Annotated in this window: 14 protein-coding genes; 2 read left to right on the plus strand and 12 right to left on the minus strand. The window is 73.6% G+C overall.

Going from position 1 to position 16,556, the window contains the following annotated elements; all coding sequences use genetic code 11:
- Nucleotides 1–20: 20 nt before the first annotated feature.
- From ACIQVT_RS27440 to purN, 9 genes are all read right to left on the minus strand, one after another.
- Nucleotides 21–1,181 carry an acyl-CoA dehydrogenase family protein gene (locus ACIQVT_RS27440; RefSeq protein WP_403759528.1) on the minus strand — a complete coding sequence of 387 codons (1,161 nt, stop codon included), beginning with the start codon at nucleotides 1,179–1,181 and terminating at the stop codon, nucleotides 21–23.
- On the minus strand, nucleotides 1,178–2,293 hold the full coding sequence (locus ACIQVT_RS27445) for a hypothetical protein (protein ID WP_403759531.1): 1,116 nt from the start codon (nucleotides 2,291–2,293) through the stop codon (nucleotides 1,178–1,180). Before ACIQVT_RS27445 ends, ACIQVT_RS27440 begins: the two co-directional genes overlap by 4 nt.
- Entirely contained in the window at nucleotides 2,290–3,207 is a 918-nt protein-coding gene (locus tag ACIQVT_RS27450; RefSeq protein ID WP_403759534.1) for a hypothetical protein, read from the minus strand. The genes ACIQVT_RS27445 and ACIQVT_RS27450 overlap by 4 nt, the downstream gene beginning before the upstream one ends.
- A gap of 2 nt (nucleotides 3,208–3,209) precedes the next feature.
- Entirely contained in the window at nucleotides 3,210–3,488 is a 279-nt protein-coding gene (locus ACIQVT_RS27455; protein ID WP_403759537.1) for an acyl carrier protein, read from the minus strand.
- Nucleotides 3,489–3,515: 27 nt separating this feature from the next.
- Nucleotides 3,516–4,799 (minus strand): type III PLP-dependent enzyme, encoded by a 1,284-nt coding sequence (locus ACIQVT_RS27460; RefSeq protein ID WP_403759540.1) that lies wholly within the window; start codon nucleotides 4,797–4,799, stop codon nucleotides 3,516–3,518.
- Nucleotides 4,796–6,211: an ATP-grasp domain-containing protein gene (locus tag ACIQVT_RS27465; protein ID WP_403759543.1), complete on the minus strand. Its 1,416-nt coding sequence runs from the start codon at nucleotides 6,209–6,211 to the stop codon at nucleotides 4,796–4,798. The genes ACIQVT_RS27460 and ACIQVT_RS27465 overlap by 4 nt, the downstream gene beginning before the upstream one ends.
- A gap of 76 nt (nucleotides 6,212–6,287) precedes the next feature.
- Nucleotides 6,288–7,220 carry a 3-oxoacyl-[acyl-carrier-protein] synthase III C-terminal domain-containing protein gene (locus ACIQVT_RS27470; protein WP_403759546.1) on the minus strand — a complete coding sequence of 311 codons (933 nt, stop codon included), beginning with the start codon at nucleotides 7,218–7,220 and terminating at the stop codon, nucleotides 6,288–6,290.
- 266 nt (nucleotides 7,221–7,486) lie between these two features.
- Complete coding sequence (gene purH / locus ACIQVT_RS27475; protein WP_403759549.1) at nucleotides 7,487–9,049, minus strand: bifunctional phosphoribosylaminoimidazolecarboxamide formyltransferase/IMP cyclohydrolase; 1,563 nt, start codon at nucleotides 9,047–9,049, stop codon at nucleotides 7,487–7,489.
- Entirely contained in the window at nucleotides 9,046–9,696 is a 651-nt protein-coding gene (gene purN / locus ACIQVT_RS27480; RefSeq protein ID WP_403759552.1) for a phosphoribosylglycinamide formyltransferase, read from the minus strand. The genes purH and purN overlap by 4 nt, the downstream gene beginning before the upstream one ends.
- 292 nt (nucleotides 9,697–9,988) lie before the next feature.
- Between purN and ACIQVT_RS27485 the strand changes: the two genes are divergently transcribed.
- A complete protein-coding gene (locus tag ACIQVT_RS27485) occupies nucleotides 9,989–11,041 on the plus strand; it encodes a hypothetical protein (protein WP_403759555.1) in 1,053 nt (350 codons plus the stop codon).
- Between the two features lie 49 nt (nucleotides 11,042–11,090).
- Here ACIQVT_RS27485 and ACIQVT_RS27490 read toward each other — a convergent pair whose 3' ends face one another.
- Complete coding sequence (locus ACIQVT_RS27490) at nucleotides 11,091–12,875, minus strand: DUF6350 family protein (RefSeq protein WP_403760238.1); 1,785 nt, start codon at nucleotides 12,873–12,875, stop codon at nucleotides 11,091–11,093.
- 113 nt (nucleotides 12,876–12,988) lie between these two features.
- On the opposite strand from ACIQVT_RS27490, the gene ACIQVT_RS27495 reads away from it, so the two are divergent.
- Complete coding sequence (locus ACIQVT_RS27495) at nucleotides 12,989–13,951, plus strand: RNA polymerase sigma factor (protein ID WP_403759558.1); 963 nt, start codon at nucleotides 12,989–12,991, stop codon at nucleotides 13,949–13,951.
- A gap of 258 nt (nucleotides 13,952–14,209) precedes the next feature.
- On the opposite strand, the gene sucD is transcribed toward ACIQVT_RS27495, so the two are convergent.
- Both sucD and sucC read right to left on the minus strand, forming a co-directional pair.
- Nucleotides 14,210–15,094 (minus strand): succinate--CoA ligase subunit alpha, encoded by an 885-nt coding sequence (gene sucD, locus ACIQVT_RS27500; RefSeq protein WP_403759561.1) that lies wholly within the window; start codon nucleotides 15,092–15,094, stop codon nucleotides 14,210–14,212.
- Between the two features lie 25 nt (nucleotides 15,095–15,119).
- The gene (gene sucC, locus ACIQVT_RS27505) at nucleotides 15,120–16,298 is read right to left on the minus strand and encodes an ADP-forming succinate--CoA ligase subunit beta (protein ID WP_403759564.1); all 1,179 of its coding nucleotides are present in this window, start codon (nucleotides 16,296–16,298) and stop codon (nucleotides 15,120–15,122) included.
- Between the last annotated feature and the right edge of the window lie 258 nt (nucleotides 16,299–16,556).

The following is a 16,556-nucleotide window of genomic DNA, read 5'->3' on the forward strand; positions in this document are numbered from 1 at the left end:
CGTCGCGTGAATCGGCGTCGTCAGTTCCGGCCCACCTTTCCCGTGTGCAGGCCCTGGAACAGATTCAGTTTCTGGATGTTCCGGGTGCCTTCCATGAACTCCACGCCCCGCGCGTCCCGGGCCCACTTGTCGAGCAGCGGATGGTCCAGCAGGGCACCGGGCCCGAAGAACCCCGGCGCGCGCAGCGTCACCTCCTCGGCGACCTCGCAGGCCCTGGCCTTCGCCGCCGACGCCAGATGGCCGGCGGACGGCCTGCGGTCCACGGCGAGCGCCGCCCGGTAGGTCAGCGACCGGGCCGCGTCGATACGACGGCCCAGCTCCTCGTACGTCTCCCGCTCCGGCCCGCGCAGCAGCCGCCGGTGCTCGCCGACGTAGTCGTGGGCGGCCCGGGCGATGCCCAGCGCGATCGCGGCGACGCTGGGCCGCAGCTGGTTGAAGACGTTGACGATGCTCCACATGCCCCGGCGGGTGGGCGGCAGATGTGTGCCGAGCACCCGTTCCGCCGGCACCCGTACCCCCTCCAGCCGGATCCGGGTGAGCTGGGCGCCGCGCAGCCCGACCGTGGGCAGCGGTTCGGCCCGGAAACCGGGGTCCGCGGTGTCCACGAGCACCGCCAGCACGCCGAGCCGTTCGGTGCCGGCGACCCGCGCGAACACGGCACCGAGGTCGGCCCGGGCGGCGTTGCCGACGTACCGCTTCTCGCCGTCCAGGACGTAGGAGCCGTCGCCCACCGGGGTGAGCGTGCTCGTCATCTCCCCGATGGCGGAGCCCCGTCCGGGTTCGGTCAGCGCGAAGCAGGTCCAGCGGGGGCGCTCCGCGAGCCGGCCGTGGACCCACTCCAGCTGCTCGGGGCCGCCCAGCACACCGAGCAGCACCCCGCACATCGACGGGCCCGGCGAGGCCAGCATCATCCCGGCGTCGCCGCGGGCCAGTTCCTCGCTGACCAGCACCCGCTCCAGGGTGGGCAGCCCGTGCGCGGGCCCACTGCCGGGCGCGGAATCCGCCCGGTCCCAGTCGGGCGGCACCTGGTGCCCGGCCAGGAACCGTACGGCGGGCAGGTCCAGGTAGCGGTGGATGGCGTCCGGGTCCCGGTCCAGTTCCAGGGCGCCCCGGCGCAGGTCGTCGGCCCAGTGACGCACCGCCCGGTGGGCCGTGGCCAGCGAGGCGGGCAGGCTGATCACGCGTCCCCCCGTCCGGTGCCCGGGGCAGCCGGGGTGTAGGCGTCCGCGAGCAGTTCGGAGGCGTGCGCGCCGGCGCCGGGACCGTCCGCCGTGAAACCGTGCGCGCCGAGCAACCGCAGCAGTGCGCGGTCGGCCCGGGTGATCTGCTCCTGGAGCGCGACCAGCCGGCGGTCGTCGGCGGGCCGCAGCGGGCCTAGCGGACCGGTGCGGCCGGCGGTGACGTCGTCGAGGACGCCCTCGATCTCCAGGTGCTCCAGCAGCACCTCGGCCAGCGTGCCCTTCACCAGCTGCCGCATCAGCAGCGGGGCGCCCTCGGCGTGCCGGGCGGCGAGATGGGCCAGGCAGGCGTCTCGCAGCCGCTCGGACATGCCGAGCCGCAGCCAGGCCACGGCCCACGCCCACTCGGCCCCCGCGCCGTCCCGGCCACCGTCCGCCCGCGACAGGACGAGCCCGGGCACCAGCCCGACAGCCCCACCGGACCCGACCCCACCGGCCCCCGGGGCATCGGCACGGGCCGGGGCGGCGGCGCCCGTCACGTCCCCGACCGAGGCGGTGCCGTACACCGGCGGGGTGCCGGTGGCCTGAGTCGGGCGGGGGGCGCCCAGGTCGTCGGTACCGGGCGGGGCATCGGGAACGCTGTCCCCCGTCGGCGTGTCGGTGCCCTGAGTTGCATGGGAGGCACCCAAGTCACCCGTACTGGGCGGGACTTCGACATCCCTCACTCCGCCCACCGGGGCCACGCCACCGGCCCAAGCGCCGGACAGCGCACCCGGGGCACCGTGAGCGTCGTCCCCCGGCGGGGTGCCGGTGTCCTGGGCCGTGTGGGAGGCGCGCAGGGAGCCGGTGTCGGGCGGGTGACCGGTGTTCGGCGTGTCCCCGGCTCGCTCGTCACCGGGGTTCTCCGGGCCCGACCGTCCGATGAGCGCCGCGTCCTCCGCCGCGAACTCGGCGAGGAGTTCGGCGGGCAGGATCGCATGGCCGCGCGGACCCCGGGGCGGGGTCTTCGGGGACAGCGCCCGCAGCAGCAGCGTCAGCGCGGGGACCAGGCCGTCCGCGCGGGCGCTCGTGCGGGCCTGCCGGCAGTGCTGCCGTACGTCGGGCGGAACCGTCATCGTCTCCCCACTCCCTCGTCGTCGTCCGCCGGGCCGGGCGCGCCGAGGTCGAGCGTGCAGTGCGCCAGCACCCCGCGTTCCAGGTCGTGGTCGGCCACGACCACCCGGGCCGGCCCACCGCCGGTGAGGTCCGTCAGCGCCGACCAGACCGCCGTGGCCGGCTGCCCGGTGCCGGCCCAGGTCGCCCACGGCCACACCCCGGGTACGGCGGTCCGCACCCCGGCGCCGGCCACGAGCGGCAGCCCCGCGTCCCACGGCGCCGCCGGCCCGGGCGCCGGCCAGGGCCGCTGCCCCATGCCGCGCACCGGTGCCGCCGCGCCGCTCCACTCGAACAGCAGGGCGACCGCCACGTCGGCCCGGACGGCGCCCGGATGCTCCGCCGGCACGGCGAACGGCTGGCTGCTCTGGTCGACGGCCAGCACCAGCAGCCGGCGGAACCCGCAGCGCCGCGCGTACTCCACGCCCGCCCGCAGCGCGCTGAACGGTGCCAGCGCGCCCTGGTCGGACAGGGCGAACGTCAGCGGTTCGCCGGGCAGCGACTCCCGCACGCAGGACGCGACCAGCTGGCTGTGCTCGAAGTCCGGGGCCGCGTACGCCACGACGACCAGTTCTGGGCCGTCCGCGACGGTCAGCGGTCCCAGCCGCGCGAGCGCGCCCCGGGCCAGCTCCGCGGAGGTGCGGCGGGGCGCGCCGGCGAACCCGGCCCGGTCGAACGGCATCCCGTGCGGGTCGCCGAGCTGCCGGTAGAACCCCTCCCGGTCCGCGTCCGGCACGTACGGCGTGCCGGGCCCGTCCGGCGCGTACCGGCCGGCCCGGACCAGCCGCGGCACACCGGCCGGACCGCCCGCCGCGTCGTCCGTCGTACCGTCCGCGACCGGGGCCGCGGACCGTACGGGCGCTGTCGCGCGGAACATGCTCAGGCGCCCGCTTCCGCCGCCACGAAGTCGGCGAGGGAGCCGACCGTCTCGAAGTGGGTCATCTCCAGCTCGTCGGCGTCGAACTGCACGTCGAGGATCTCCTCGATGGAGATGAGGAGTTCCAGGGCACTGCTGGAGTCCAGACCCAGGTCGTCGAAGAGGCGGGCGCCCTCCTCGGCGCCGGTGACGTCCTTGTTCAGCACCTCCGTCAGTCCCTGGCGCACCGCGTCCAGGAAGCGGGCACGGTCGGTGAGGGTGGCCGCGGTGTTCTCGGTCATGACGATCTCCTTGTGGATGATGGGGGTTCAGCGGACGCCGGGCTCGGCGTCGTACAGCCGCTGGCGGGCCAGCATGGTCTCGGTGTCGTCGCGTTCCCGGATCAGGTGCGCGGTGCCGTCCAGGACGAGGACCTCGGCCGGGTAGCCGTGGCTGAGGAAGTGCACCGGCGAGGCGGTCGGCCCGTACGCGCCGGAGCGCTGCACGCCGACCAGGTCGCCGGCGCGCAGCGGCGGCATGGGCACCTTCTTGCCGATCACGTCGTTCGGGGTGCACAGCGGCCCGGTGATGTTCCACGGTTCGGTGGGCTGCTCGTCGAGGCGTTCCAGCGCGGCCATGGGGAAGTTCCGCTTGACGTACGAGCCGATGCCGACCGCCGCCATGTGGTGGTTGGTGCCGCCGTCGGTGACCGCGAAGTTCTCGCCCATCGAGGTCTTGGTGTAGCGCACCCGGGTGACGTAGGTGCCGGACGCGGCGACCAGGAACCGGCCCAGCTCCATGATCATGCGGGTACCGGGGTGCCGCTGGTGGAAGGCGTCCACGACGGGGTTGAGCCGGGCCGTCAGCTCGGCGAGGTCCAGGTCCTTCTCGTTGTCGAAGTAGGCGATGCCGAGGCCGCCGCCGACGTCGACGGTCTCCAGCGGGAAACCGATCCGCTCGGAGAGCCGCTCGGCGAGGTCGAGGATGCGCCGGGTGTTGTCCACGACGGTGTCCTCGCCGAGGATGCGCGTGCCCAGGTACACCTGCACGCCCATGAGCCGTACGGCCCCGTGCCGGGTGGCGAGCGCGGGCCCGGCGGCGAGCAGCTGCTCCTCGTCCATGCCGAACTGGCGGGGCTTGCCGCCCATCGTCAGCCCCGAACCCTTCACGGAGAAGGCCGGGTTGACGCGCAGCACGACCCGCGCGGTGACGCCGCGCTCCCGGGCCGCCGCATCGATGAGGGCGAGTTCGTCGAGGTTCTCGCAGACGATGGCGTGGATGTCGGCGTCCAGGCAGGCGCCCAGCTCGGTGGTGCTCTTGCCGGGGCCGAGGAAGACGATGTCGTGCGGGGCGACACCGGCGCGGCGGGCCGTGACCAGCTCGGTGAGCGAGGACACCTCGGCGCGGGCACCGCAGCGGTGCAGCAGGGCACAGACGGAGATGTTGGGGTTGGCCTTGAGGGAGTAGAAGACCTCCAGGGCCGGGTGCAGGCGCGTACGCAGGTCGCGGAAGCGGCCGCTGATCTCCTCGCCGTCGTACACGTACAGCGGGGTGCCGAACTCCTCGGCGAGCCGGGTCACGCCCAGGCCCTGCACCTCGAAGGCGACGCTCATGTCCAGCTCCGTTCCGTCAGGGCCGCGAGGCGGCGGGTGATGTCCGTGGCGAGAGCCTCGATCCGCTCGTCGGAGTCGGCGAGCAGCACGCCGTACAGCCGACCCTCGAAGCCGTCCGAGCCGGCTCCGGCGTCCTCCGCGGCGGCGGCGTTGACCGTGGCGTAGTTGTTCACGAAGAGGCCGTACGGGCGGTCACCGGCCTGGGTGAGCAGCGACGGGCCGAGGAGGTCGCGCAGTTCGGCGAAGGGCAGCGGGCGGCGGGGACGGACCGGGAAGTGGCGGGCGACGGCGACGTCGTCCGGCCCGGCCAGCGCCTCGTGCACCACGGCCTGGTACGTGGACATGTTGTTGCGGGCGTTGATCTCCACCACCGGGTACAGGCCCTCGTCGGGGTCGACCATCGCGTCGACGCCGACCACCCCGAAGTACCCGTCGGCGGCGAGGCGTTCACCGATCCGGTGCGCGCTCTCCCGGACCTCGGCGACCTGGGCGGCACTGAGCCGGGCGGGCATGCGGTGCCCCTTGTGGACGCCGCCCTCGGTGAGCAGCTCCTTGACGAAGTCGAAGTGCACCCCGCCGTCACGGCCCACGGTGAACTGGTAGTTGAGGTCCGCCCGCTTGGCCACCCACTCCTCGATGACCAGCGCCGTGCGCACCGCGGTGCCCGCGGCCCGGGCGGTGCGCTCGGCCTGGGCGGCGGCCATGCGGTGCAGCCGGGCCAGCGTCCGCTCGTTGTCGACCACGACGATGCCCTTGCCGGACACCCCGAACGCGTCCTTGACGACGACCCGACGCCCGGCGGCCAGCAGCTCACCGGCCGCGGTGACGGCCGCCGCCAGTTCCTGAAGGGTCTCGCAGGCCCAGCCGCGCGCCTGCCGCAGGCCCAGCTCGTCGGCGAGCCGACGGCTGTACACCTTGCTGTTGACGTGCTTGCACCGGTCGGCGGGCGGCGCCGCGAGCCGCAGCCCGGTCCGCCCGGCGAGCTCCTCCTCCACGGTGGAGATGCCGTGGGCGGTGAGCCGGGCGCCGTCGGCGGCCAGGGCGGTCAGGGTGCGCAGCAGCTCCGGGTCGGCGAGGGCGTCCTCGCTGACGGTGCGCCGCGGCCGCTGCCCGGCGACCACGTGCACGGTGGGCAGGGTCAGGCCGAGGCCCTCCAGGTAGGCGCGGTAGCCGTCGTCCGGGGCGGTCTTGAGGACGACGTGGTCGTCCTTGCCGCCGAGCAGCAGCGCGAACTCGTCCATGCGGTTGACGACGGCGCTGCCCGCGTGCGCGGCGACCCGGGGCAGGGCGGGCTCCCCGAGAGCCCACTGGTTCTCCACCTCGAAGTTGCCGAGGAACACCAGCGGCGTGCCGGCGTCACCGGTGACCGCGCGCTTGAGGCGGCCGGTGAAGCCGGGGGGCGGTGATTGCATGTCGACCTCTTGATCTCTCGGGTGGGGCACCGGCCGGCGTCGGACGGGCGCCCCGGTGCGGCGCGGGCTCGCGGGCTCAGTGCTCGAAGACCATGGCGGCGAAGGTCGCGCCCAGACCGACACTGGTCATCAGGTAGCGGTCGCCGGGGCGCAGCCGGCCCACCTCGCAGGCGTGCTGGAGGTTGATGAAGGGGTCGGCGCAGAAGCAGTGCCCGGTGTGCGGCACCAGGTCGAGGAAGACCCGCTCCAGGGGCAGCCCGAGGGTGCGGCACACACCGATCCAGGACAGCCGGTTGACGTTGTGCGGGAGTACGAGGGCCAGGTCGCCGAGGGCGCAGCCGGCCTCCTCCAGGGCCGCGGTGATCACCTCGCACAGACCGGGCCCGTACCGGTCCTGGAAGTCCGCGGCGGCCTCGTCGTCCATAATGAACTGGTCGCCGAACCGGCTGTGGGTGCGGGCGGCGTAGCCGAGCATCCGGTTGCGGCCGGTGCGATCGGCGCTGACCAGCAGCGCCGCGGTGCCCTCCCCCATGACGGTGACGTCGGGGATCGACTGGTTGTGGCGGGTGCCGGCCTTCTCACCGGTCAGCACCAGGGCGAGGGCGTCCGGGTCGGGGTCGGCGGCGAGCAGGGTGCCGGCCAGGTCGACGGCGAGCATGCCGGAGGCGCAGGCGTGCTGGGAGACGACGAACCCGGTGGCGTGGCGCAGCCCCAGCTCGTCCTGGATCGGGCCGATCGAGGTCAGCGGGTACGGCAGCGGCGCCGGCATGGTGCGCGCCTGGAGCACGTACTTGACCCGGTGTTCCTGCCCGCGCAGCTCGGCCAGTTTGGCGACGGCGCGCAACAGCAGCCGCGTCTCGTCGGCCTGCGGGTCGCGACACACCTCCGACAGCCCGTAGAAGCGCTGGTACCGCCGCAACTGTACGTCTGTGAGGCCGAGTTCGCGGTGGAAGCCGGCGATCGGGATGGTGTCGGGAAGACAGCTGGAGACTGCCACGATCGACGTCATGCCCCCACCCTCGCGTCCACCGCTGACGAGGGACTGAAACATTGCTGACCGTTGCGCCGGCGACCGGTCAGCCGGGGGGTGGGGGGAGGGCGGGACGGGGCGGCGCCCGGACGGCGGGCCGGGAGGTGCGGCCCGAACTCCGGGTTCGGACTGCGGCCCGCGTCGGACTCGGGCGGCGGGTCCGGACACGCGTGGTCCCGCCCGTCGGAGGACGGGCGGGACCGGACGGACGGCGACCGCGGGTGCCCGGCGCACCGGGCGGCGGATCAGTGGAAGAAGTGGCGCGTGCCCGTGAAGTACATGGTCACGCCCGCCTTCGTGGCGGCCTCCACGACCTGCTCGTCACGGATCGAACCGCCCGGCTGGACGATCGCCCGGACGCCGGCGCCGATGAGGATCTCCGGACCGTCGGGGAAGGGGAAGAAGGCGTCGGAGGCCGCGTAGGCACCGCGGGCCCGCTCCTCGCCGGCCCGCTCCACGGCCAGCTTGCACGAGTCGACCCGGTTGACCTGGCCCATGCCGACGCCGACCGAGGCGCCGTCCTTCGCCAGCAGGATCGCGTTGGACTTCACCGCGCGGCACGCCTTCCACGCGAAGGCCAGCTCCCGCAGCTCCTCGGCGGAGAGCGCCTCACCGCTGGCGAGGGTCCAGTTGGCCGGGTCGTCGCCGTCGGCCTGGAGCCGGTCGGTGACCTGGAGCAGCGCGCCGCCGTCGATCGGCTTGACGTCGACCGGGTGACCCGGGCCGTCGGGGCAACGCAGCACGCGGATGTTCTTCTTCTTGGTGAGGGCCTCCAGCGCGCCGTCCTCGTAGTCGGGCGCCACGATGACCTCGGTGAAGATCTCGGCGACCTGCTCGGCCAGCTCCTTGCTGACCGGGCGGTTCACGGCGATGACACCGCCGAACGCGGACAGCGGGTCGCAGGCGTGGGCCTTGCGGTGCGCGTCGGCGACGTCCGCGCCGACCGCGATGCCGCACGGATTGGCGTGCTTGATGATCGCGACACAGGGCTCGTCGTGGTCGTACGCGGCACGGCGGGCGGCGTCCGTGTCCGTGTAGTTGTTGTACGACATCTCCTTGCCGTGCAGTTGCTCGGCCGCCGCGAGCCCGCCCTCGCCGGAGGTGTAGAGGGCGGCCGGCTGGTGCGGGTTCTCGCCGTAGCGCAGGGTGTGGGCGCGCTCCAGGGTGGTGCCGAGGAAAGCGGGGAACCGCGAGTCGTCGGCGGGGGCGTAGCTGGACGCGAACCAGGACGCGACGGCGATGTCGTACTCGGCCGTGTGCCGGAACGCCTCCGCCGCCAGGCGCTTGCGGGCGGCGAGGTCGAAGCCGCCGTCCTTCACCGCGGCGAGCACGTCGGCGTACCGGCCCGGGCTGGTCACCACGGCCACCGACGGGTGGTTCTTGGCGGCGGCGCGGACCATCGACGGGCCGCCGATGTCGATCTGCTCCACGCACTCGTCGGGCGAGGCCCCGGAGGCGACCGTCTCACGGAACGGGTAGAGGTTGACGACCACCAGGTCGAACGGCGCCACGCCCAGCTCGGCGAGCTGCTCGCGGTGGCTGTCCAGCCGCAGGTCGGCGAGGATGCCGGCGTGCACCTTGGGGTGCAGGGTCTTGACCCGGCCGTCCAGGCACTCGGGGAACCCGGTCAGCTCCTCGACCTTGGTGACGGGGACACCGGCGGCGGCGATCCGGCCGGCCGTGGACCCGGTGGAGACCAGCTCCACGCCGGCCTCGTGCAGCCCGCGCGCGAGGTCCTCGAGACCGGTCTTGTCGTAGACGCTGACGAGCGCGCGACGGATGGCCCGCTTGTTGCTCTCCGCGGTCACTGGATAACTACCTTTCGTCCCTCAATGCGATAGCCGTTGCGGGCGAGCCGCCCCACGACCTCGACGAGCAGCCTTCGCTCGACTTCCTTGATGCGCTCGTGCAGCGCGCTCTCGTCGTCCTCGTCCCGGATCTCGACCACGCCCTGGGCGATGATCGGGCCGGTGTCGACGCCGTCGTCGACGAAGTGGACGGTGCAGCCGGTGACCCTGGCGCCGTACGCGAGCGCGTCACGGACCCCGTGGGCCCCCGGAAAACTGGGCAGCAGGGCGGGGTGGGTGTTCACGAACCGCCCGCCGAACCTCGCGAGGAACTCCTTCCCCACGATCTTCATGAACCCGGCGGACACCACGAGGTCGGGCTCGTGCGCCGCCACGGCCCCGGCCAGGGCGGCGTCCCACTCCTCGCGGGAGGCGAAGTCCTTCACCCGGCACACGAAGGTCGGCAGCCCGGCGCGCTCGGCGCGGGCGAGTCCCTCGGTGCCGGCGCGGTCGGCTCCGACGGCGACGATCCGGGCGCCGTACGCCTCGGCTCCGGTGCGCTCGATCTCGTCCAGCAGCGCCTGGAGATTGGTACCGGAACCGGAGACCAGCACGACGAGGCGCCTGACCGCTGGGCCGGTGGCTGGGCCGGGAGTGGTGGCGGCCACGGTGGGGCCCTTTCTCGGGAAGCGACGGGTCCGGCCGTTCCCGGCCGGGCTGTTTGTACGGTCGTACGAATGCTTCACGCCCCCGGATACGGGGAAGTCTACGAAGCGGCCGACCGCCAGCAACGATACCGGCACTCCGGAAGGGCCCCTCGGGACGGGGGGCGAGGCGGACGGTAGCGTTCGCAAGGAGTCACGAGTGAGCAGCCCGGGAACGCGGTCGTCGTACGGTGCGTTCACCCAGTGGAAGCTCACGTCGGACAGCCGTAGTCATCTAGGGGAAGACGCTCTTTTGATGCCCGATCGCAGCCTGCGACTCCTCACCTTCCCGCCGCGCCCGGTCCAGGGAGGCGTGCGTGGCGCCGCGCTGCTGCGGGACCGGCCGACCCCGCCCCCGACCGGCGCCCCACGTGACGGTTCCGACCAGGACGCCCCGGCACCGGGCGCGTCGGGGCCTGGTGGTTCCGGGTCGGCCGGTTCCGGTCAGGGCGGGCCTGGGCGGGGCGGCTCCGGATCGGGTGGGTCGGGGTCCGGTGGCGGGTCGGGGCGTGACGACTCCGGTTCCGGTTCCGGTTCCGGTTCCGGTTCCGAGCAGGATGGTGGGCGGCAGGACGGCAATCCGTTCGCGCCGCCGCCGGAGGGCGCGCCGGACCGGCCGTGGCAGCCGCGGCATCCCGTGAACCCGTCCGGACACGGGCACGGGCAAGGTCACGGCGACGGACAGAGCCAGGGCCACGGTCCGGGCCCCGGGCAGGGACCGGGCTGGGGACCGGGGCAGCCTCCCGGGCCCGGGAACGGCTCCGGCCCGGGCGGCCGGTGGAGCGACCGGCAGCCCGGCCGCGCCCCCGGCAACTTCGGTGAGCGTCCCGGCGCCCCCCAGGGCCCGGGTCCCGGCGGTCCGCCGACCGGTCCCGGGATGCGCTGGGACCCGTCGGACCCGGCCCAGCGACGCGCGCGGTACGCCCTGCTCTCCGGCATGTGGGCGGTGTTCTTCGTCCTGTTCAGCTGGCCGTACGTGGCCCTGCTGCTGGGCGCGCTGGCCCTGTACTGGGGCAGCAGCGCCCTGCGCGCCGATAACCGCCGCCCGGCGCCGGGCACCCCGGACGCGCCGACGGCCCCGACGACCCCCGCGGCCCCCAACGGCCGGCCCCAGCGGACGGCGGCCATCAGCGGCCTGGTCACGGCGTCCCTGGCGCTGGTCCTGGTGGCCTCGACCTTCACCGTGCAACTGGTCTACCGCGACTACTACACCTGCGTCGGCGACGCCCTGACGCACGAGGCCAAGCAGTCCTGCGAGACCCTGCTGCCGCATCAGCTGCGCGGCGTACTGGGCACGGAGAACAGCTGAGCCCACCGTGCCGCCGGCACCCGCGGCGGGCGGCACGGCCACTTCCACCTCACGACCGGGAGTCGTCCGGGCGGCGGGCCGGGGGCGGACCGCCCTCGCCCCCCGCGTCGCCCGTACCGTCGGTACCGTCGGTGTCATCCGAACCGTCCGCGCCGTCCGTGTGTTCCGCGCGCCCCGTGCCGGCATCGGCGTCAGTGTCGGCTTCGGCGTCAGTGCCTGTGCGGGTGTCGGCCGCCGCCTCCGTCAGGGCCGCCCAGCGGTCGGCGCGGACGGTGTCGTCGTGCCACTCCGTCCGGACGGTCCCGCCGAACGGGGCCGGGAACGGGTCGTCGGCGGGGAGCACGTCGTAGAACTCCTCCTCGGCCGCCGCCGCCGTACCGGGCACGGCCGGGACACGCACGGATGCCTTCCCCGCTCCGGTCGGCCGCGCCGCGTCGCCCGTTCCGACGGCGTCCGCCGGTCTCCCGGCGCCCTTCCCGTCGGCCGCGGCCCCCGGCCGGGTGTCCGGCCCCGGTGACGCCTCGCCCCGCATGCGCCGGATCCGCAGCAGCAGGGCTCGCGCGGTCAGCGCCACCGGCAGTGCGAACGCCAGCGTCCAGACCCCGGCCGCCGCCCCGGTCCGCCACCACACCGGGCCGAGGCGGGCCAGCAGGGCCACGCCGAGGGGGCCGCCGGACAGCGCGGCGAGCACGGCGAACACCGCCGCGCAGACCGTCGCCGTCAGCACGACCACCCCGGCGGTACGGGTGGCCCGCCAGCGGGCCGGAGCCGGTCCGCCGGACCCCGGCGCCCCCGCGGCCGCCCGGGCCACGAACCACCCCGCCGTCGCCCCGGCCACCGCCGGCACCAGTCCGGCCGCCCAGTTCAGCTGCGTCCCCGGCCCGGGGTCCGGCACCGCCGCCAGCAGCGGGAACGGAGGCAGCAGCGGGGCGGGGTCGGAGAGGAACGGGTGCACCAGGTGTCCGGCGCCGAGGACGAAGCCGGGACCGAGGCCGTACGACGCGGCCCACACCGCCGCGTTCGGGATCAGCGCGACACCGAGCAGCAGCACCGCGAACCGGCCCGTCCAGCCGTCCGTCAGCTGCATGAAGGAGGCCCGCGCCTGCTCGCCGTGCCACACCAGTGACACGCCGACCAGCAGCGCCCCGCCGCCGAGGAGCACGGCCGTCGCGGCACCGGCGGCACGTACGGCCGCTCCCAGCCGCGCCCGGGCGTCGTCGCCGAACACCAGCCGCCGTACCGGTCCGGGCACGACCACCAGCGCGCGCAGCACGGGTTCACGCGGACAGCCGTACGCCGACCACACGCCGAGTCCCGCCGCGCCGGCCACGACCAGCGGCAGACAGGCCGTCACCCAGGGCCACGAGGGACGCAGTTCGCCACCGGCGTCGTACAGCGCCGCGGCGGCCCCGACGGTCAGGTAGCCGAGGACCACGCCGGTCCACGCCGTACGCGCGGGCACCGGTGGCGGTCCGTCCGGTTCGGCCGAGGCGTCGGTGGCGTCCCGCGCCGCCCGGTACACCAGCCACACCGGCAGCACGAGCAGCAGCAGCGGGGTGACACCGACGGGCAGGGGCACGCCGGAGAGGGTGCCGGTGCGGACCAGTTCCACCCCGTGGGCCAGCAGCCACAGTGCGGCGGCGATGTGCAGCGCACCGTCCGGCCCGCTGTCCGGGTAGGGCGAGCTGACCCACAGCACCATCACCAGCACGGCGAACGAACCGAGGCCGAGTCCGGCCGCGACCGCCCCGCCCAGCAGGCTCGCGGCCAGGCCGGGTGAGCGGTCCCGCATCCGGGTGCGCAGGGGTGGCAACGACGTGCGGTGCGCGGTCATCTGGATCACACGGCCATGCTCCCAACGACACGCGCTTTCCCGTCGTAACAGGCGAACCTCCGCTGTGTCGCTCAATATACGTTTATGTTCTTTTTCGCACGGAAGGGTGCACGGTGACGACGCAGAGCCCTGCCAGCCCGCTGCCACCGCCGAACGGACGCCGACGCCCGCGTCGACGCAGGTCACTGACACCGGCTCAGCTCACCGCGGCGCAGCAGGCATCCGGAAAAGCGGGCCAGGACGGTCCCGCCCTCGCACCCCTCGGCCCCGAATCCCACCCCCTGACGCCCTCTCAGGCCTTCGACGCGCTGTACGCCTTCTGCGCTCCCGCCCTCGTCCGCCAGACCTATCTGCTGACCGGGCGACCGGAGCTCGCCCGGGAGGCCGTGGAGCGCGCCTTCCAGCTGGCCTGGCAGCGCTGGTCGGAGGTGGCCCGGGACCGCGACCCGGCCGGCTGGGTCAGGGCGGTGGCCTACGACTGCGCGCTCTCGCCCTGGCACCGCTTCCGGCCCCGCTACCGGCACCCGGAGCCGCCGCCCGCCGACCCCGCCGACCGCGCCCTGCTGGACGCCCTGCTCAAGCTCCCGCAGTCCTACCGGCGCACGCTCGTCCTCTACGACGGCGTCGGCCTCGACCTGCCGGAGACCGCGGCGGAGACGGAGGCGAGCACACCGGCCGCCGCCAGGCGGCTCACCCACGCCCGCCAGGCGGTCGTCGCGCTGCTGCCGGAACTGGCCGACACGGCCGCGCTCCACCGCCGCCTGCTCGAACTGGCCTCCACCGAACGGCTCCGCGCCCCCCGCCCGACCACCGTACGGACCGGCTGCGAGCGCCGGAACGTGTTCTGGACCAGGGCGGCCATCGCCTTCACGGTCACGATCATCGGGGCGACGACCCTCACGCTGCGGACGGCGCCGACGCGGTACGAGGCACCGGTCGCCCCGGCTCAGGCGGTGCAGGGAGTACCGCCACCCCCGGCGATGGGCCCACTGTCGCGCACCGAACTGGCACTGCGCGCCAAGCTCCACCGGGAGGAGGCGAGCGGCCCGGAAAGGCTCCTACCACAACCCCGGTGACCACGTCCCCCCACGAACCACCGCGCCCCCCGGTCGAGCCGCCTCGCCCCCGGTCGGACCGGTTCCCCCTGGTCAGAGGGCCGCCGTACAGACCGGGCCGAAGGACTCCCGGCGCCGACCGGGCATCCGCCCCAGACTCCCTGAGCCGACCGGGCATCCGCCCCGGCGGGACGCCCATCGTGCTCACCGGTGGGCGGAAACGGCGGCAGGCCCGCCCCGGACTCCGGGAGCGGGCCTGCCGGCATGCGGCGGGGAGACTCAGGCGCTGAGGATCTCCCGCGCCAGCTTGGCCGTCTCGGTCGGCGTCTTGCCGACCTTGACGCCCGCGGCCTCCAGGGCCTCCTTCTTGGCCTGCGCGGTGCCGGAGGAACCGGAGACGATGGCACCGGCGTGGCCCATCGTCTTGCCCTCGGGCGCCGTGAAGCCCGCGACGTAGCCGACGACCGGCTTGGTCACGTTCTCCTTGATGAACGCGGCGGCCCGCTCCTCGGCGTCGCCGCCGATCTCACCGATCATCACGATCAGGTCGGTGTCGGGGTCGGCCTGGAACGCGGCGAGCGCGTCGATGTGCGTGGTGCCGATGATCGGGTCGCCACCGATGCCGACGGCGGTGGAGAAGCCGATGTCCCGCAGCTCGTACATCATCTGGTACGTCAGCGTGCCGGACTTCGACACCAGGCCGATGCGGCCCGGCTTGGTGATGTCGCCCGGGATGATGCCGACGTTCGACTGGCCCGGGGTGATGATGCCGGGGCAGTTCGGGCCGATGATCCGGGTCTTGTTGCCCTTCTTGCCGGCGTACGCCCAGAAGGACGCCGTGTCGTGCACGGCGATGCCCTCGGTGATGACGACGGCCAGCGGGATCTCGGCGTCGATGGCCTCGACGACCGCGTCCTTGGTGAACTTCTCCGGCACGAAGATGACGGAGACGTCCGCGCCGGTCTTCTCGACGGCTTCCTTGACGGTCCCGAAGACCGGTACCTCGGTGCCGTCGAAGTCCACGGTCTGACCCGCCTTGCGCGGGTTCACGCCGCCCACGACGTTCGTGCCGTCACCGAGCATGAGCTTGGTGTGCTTCATGCCGGTGGCGCCGGTCATGCCCTGGACGATGACCTTGCTGTCCTTGTTGAGCCAGATAGCCATGGTGTGTGAGTCCTCGTCCTCGTGCTTACTTGGCGGCGGCCAGCTCGGCGGCCTTGTCGGCCGCGCCGTCCATGGTGTCGACGCGCTGCACCAGCGGGTGGGCGGCGTCCGTGAGGATCTTCCGGCCCAGCTCGGCGTTGTTGCCGTCGAGGCGGACGACGAGCGGCTTCTCGACCTTCTCGCCGCGGTCCTCGAGGAGCTTCAGCGCCTGAACGATGCCGTTGGCGACCTCGTCACAGGCGGTGATGCCGCCGAAGACGTTCACGAAGACGGACTTGACGTCCGGGTCGCCCAGGATGATCTCCAGGCCGTTCGCCATCACCTGGGCGGAGGCGCCGCCACCGATGTCCAGGAAGTTGGCGGGCTTGACGCCGCCGTGGTTCTCACCGGCGTACGCGACGACGTCCAGGGTGCTCATGACGAGACCCGCGCCGTTGCCGATGATGCCGACCTCGCCCTCGAGCTTGACGTAGTTGAGGCCCTTCGCCTTGGCGGCCGCCTCGAGCGGGTTGGCGGCGTCCTTGTCGTGGAGCTCGTCGTACTCGGGGTGACGGAACTCGGCGTTCTCGTCCAGCGACACCTTGCCGTCGAGGGCGATGACGTCCCCGGAGGCGACCTTCGCGAGCGGGTTGACCTCGACGAGGAGGGCGTCCGACTTGATGAAGGTGTCCCACAGCTTGATCAGGACGTGCGCGACCTTGTCCGCGACCTCGGCCGGGAACTTGGCGGCCTCGACGATCTCGCGGGCCTTGGCCTCATCGACGCCGTCGATGGCGTCGATCGCGATCTTGGCGACGGCGTCCGGGCGGGTGGCCGCCACCTCCTCGATCTCCACGCCGCCCTCGACGGAGGCGATGGAGAGGAAGGTGCGGTTGGCACGGTCGAGGAGGAAGGAGACGTAGTACTCCTCGACGATCTCCGGAGCGGTCTCGGCGATCATCACCTTGTGGACCGTGTGGCCCTTGATGTCCATGCCGAGGATGTCCGTCGCGCGGGCGACGGCCTCGTCCGGCGTGGCCGCCAGCTTGACGCCGCCGGCCTTTCCACGACCACCGACCTTCACCTGCGCCTTGACGACGGACTTGCCGCCGAGCCGCTCGGTGATCTCGCGCGCCGCCTCAGGCGTGTCGATGACTTCACCGGCCAGCACCGGTACATCGTGCTTGGCGAAGAGGTCCCTCGCCTGGTACTCGAACAGGTCCACGCGCTTCCGTCCCTATCAGTGATCTCGCGGTTCGTTGGATGCGTGGGCGTGCCGCGAAGGGCAACGTGACGTCCGCTGTCACTAGGGAAGCGCACACGGTGTCCGAGCGCGCGGCATGTCCGTCTCGCAGGTTATCGCTGCTGACGGGGGCCCCCTAAATCGCGGGTCACACCTGAGCGGTGATACCTGTCACATGATGCCGGAATTGCTGGCACGGGGTGCCGGAACACGGCTCGCGACGGGCGCCGGGCAGCCTGT

Source organism: Streptomyces sp. NPDC100445 (genome assembly GCF_044759735.1).
GTDB lineage: Bacteria > Actinomycetota > Actinomycetes > Streptomycetales > Streptomycetaceae > Streptomyces.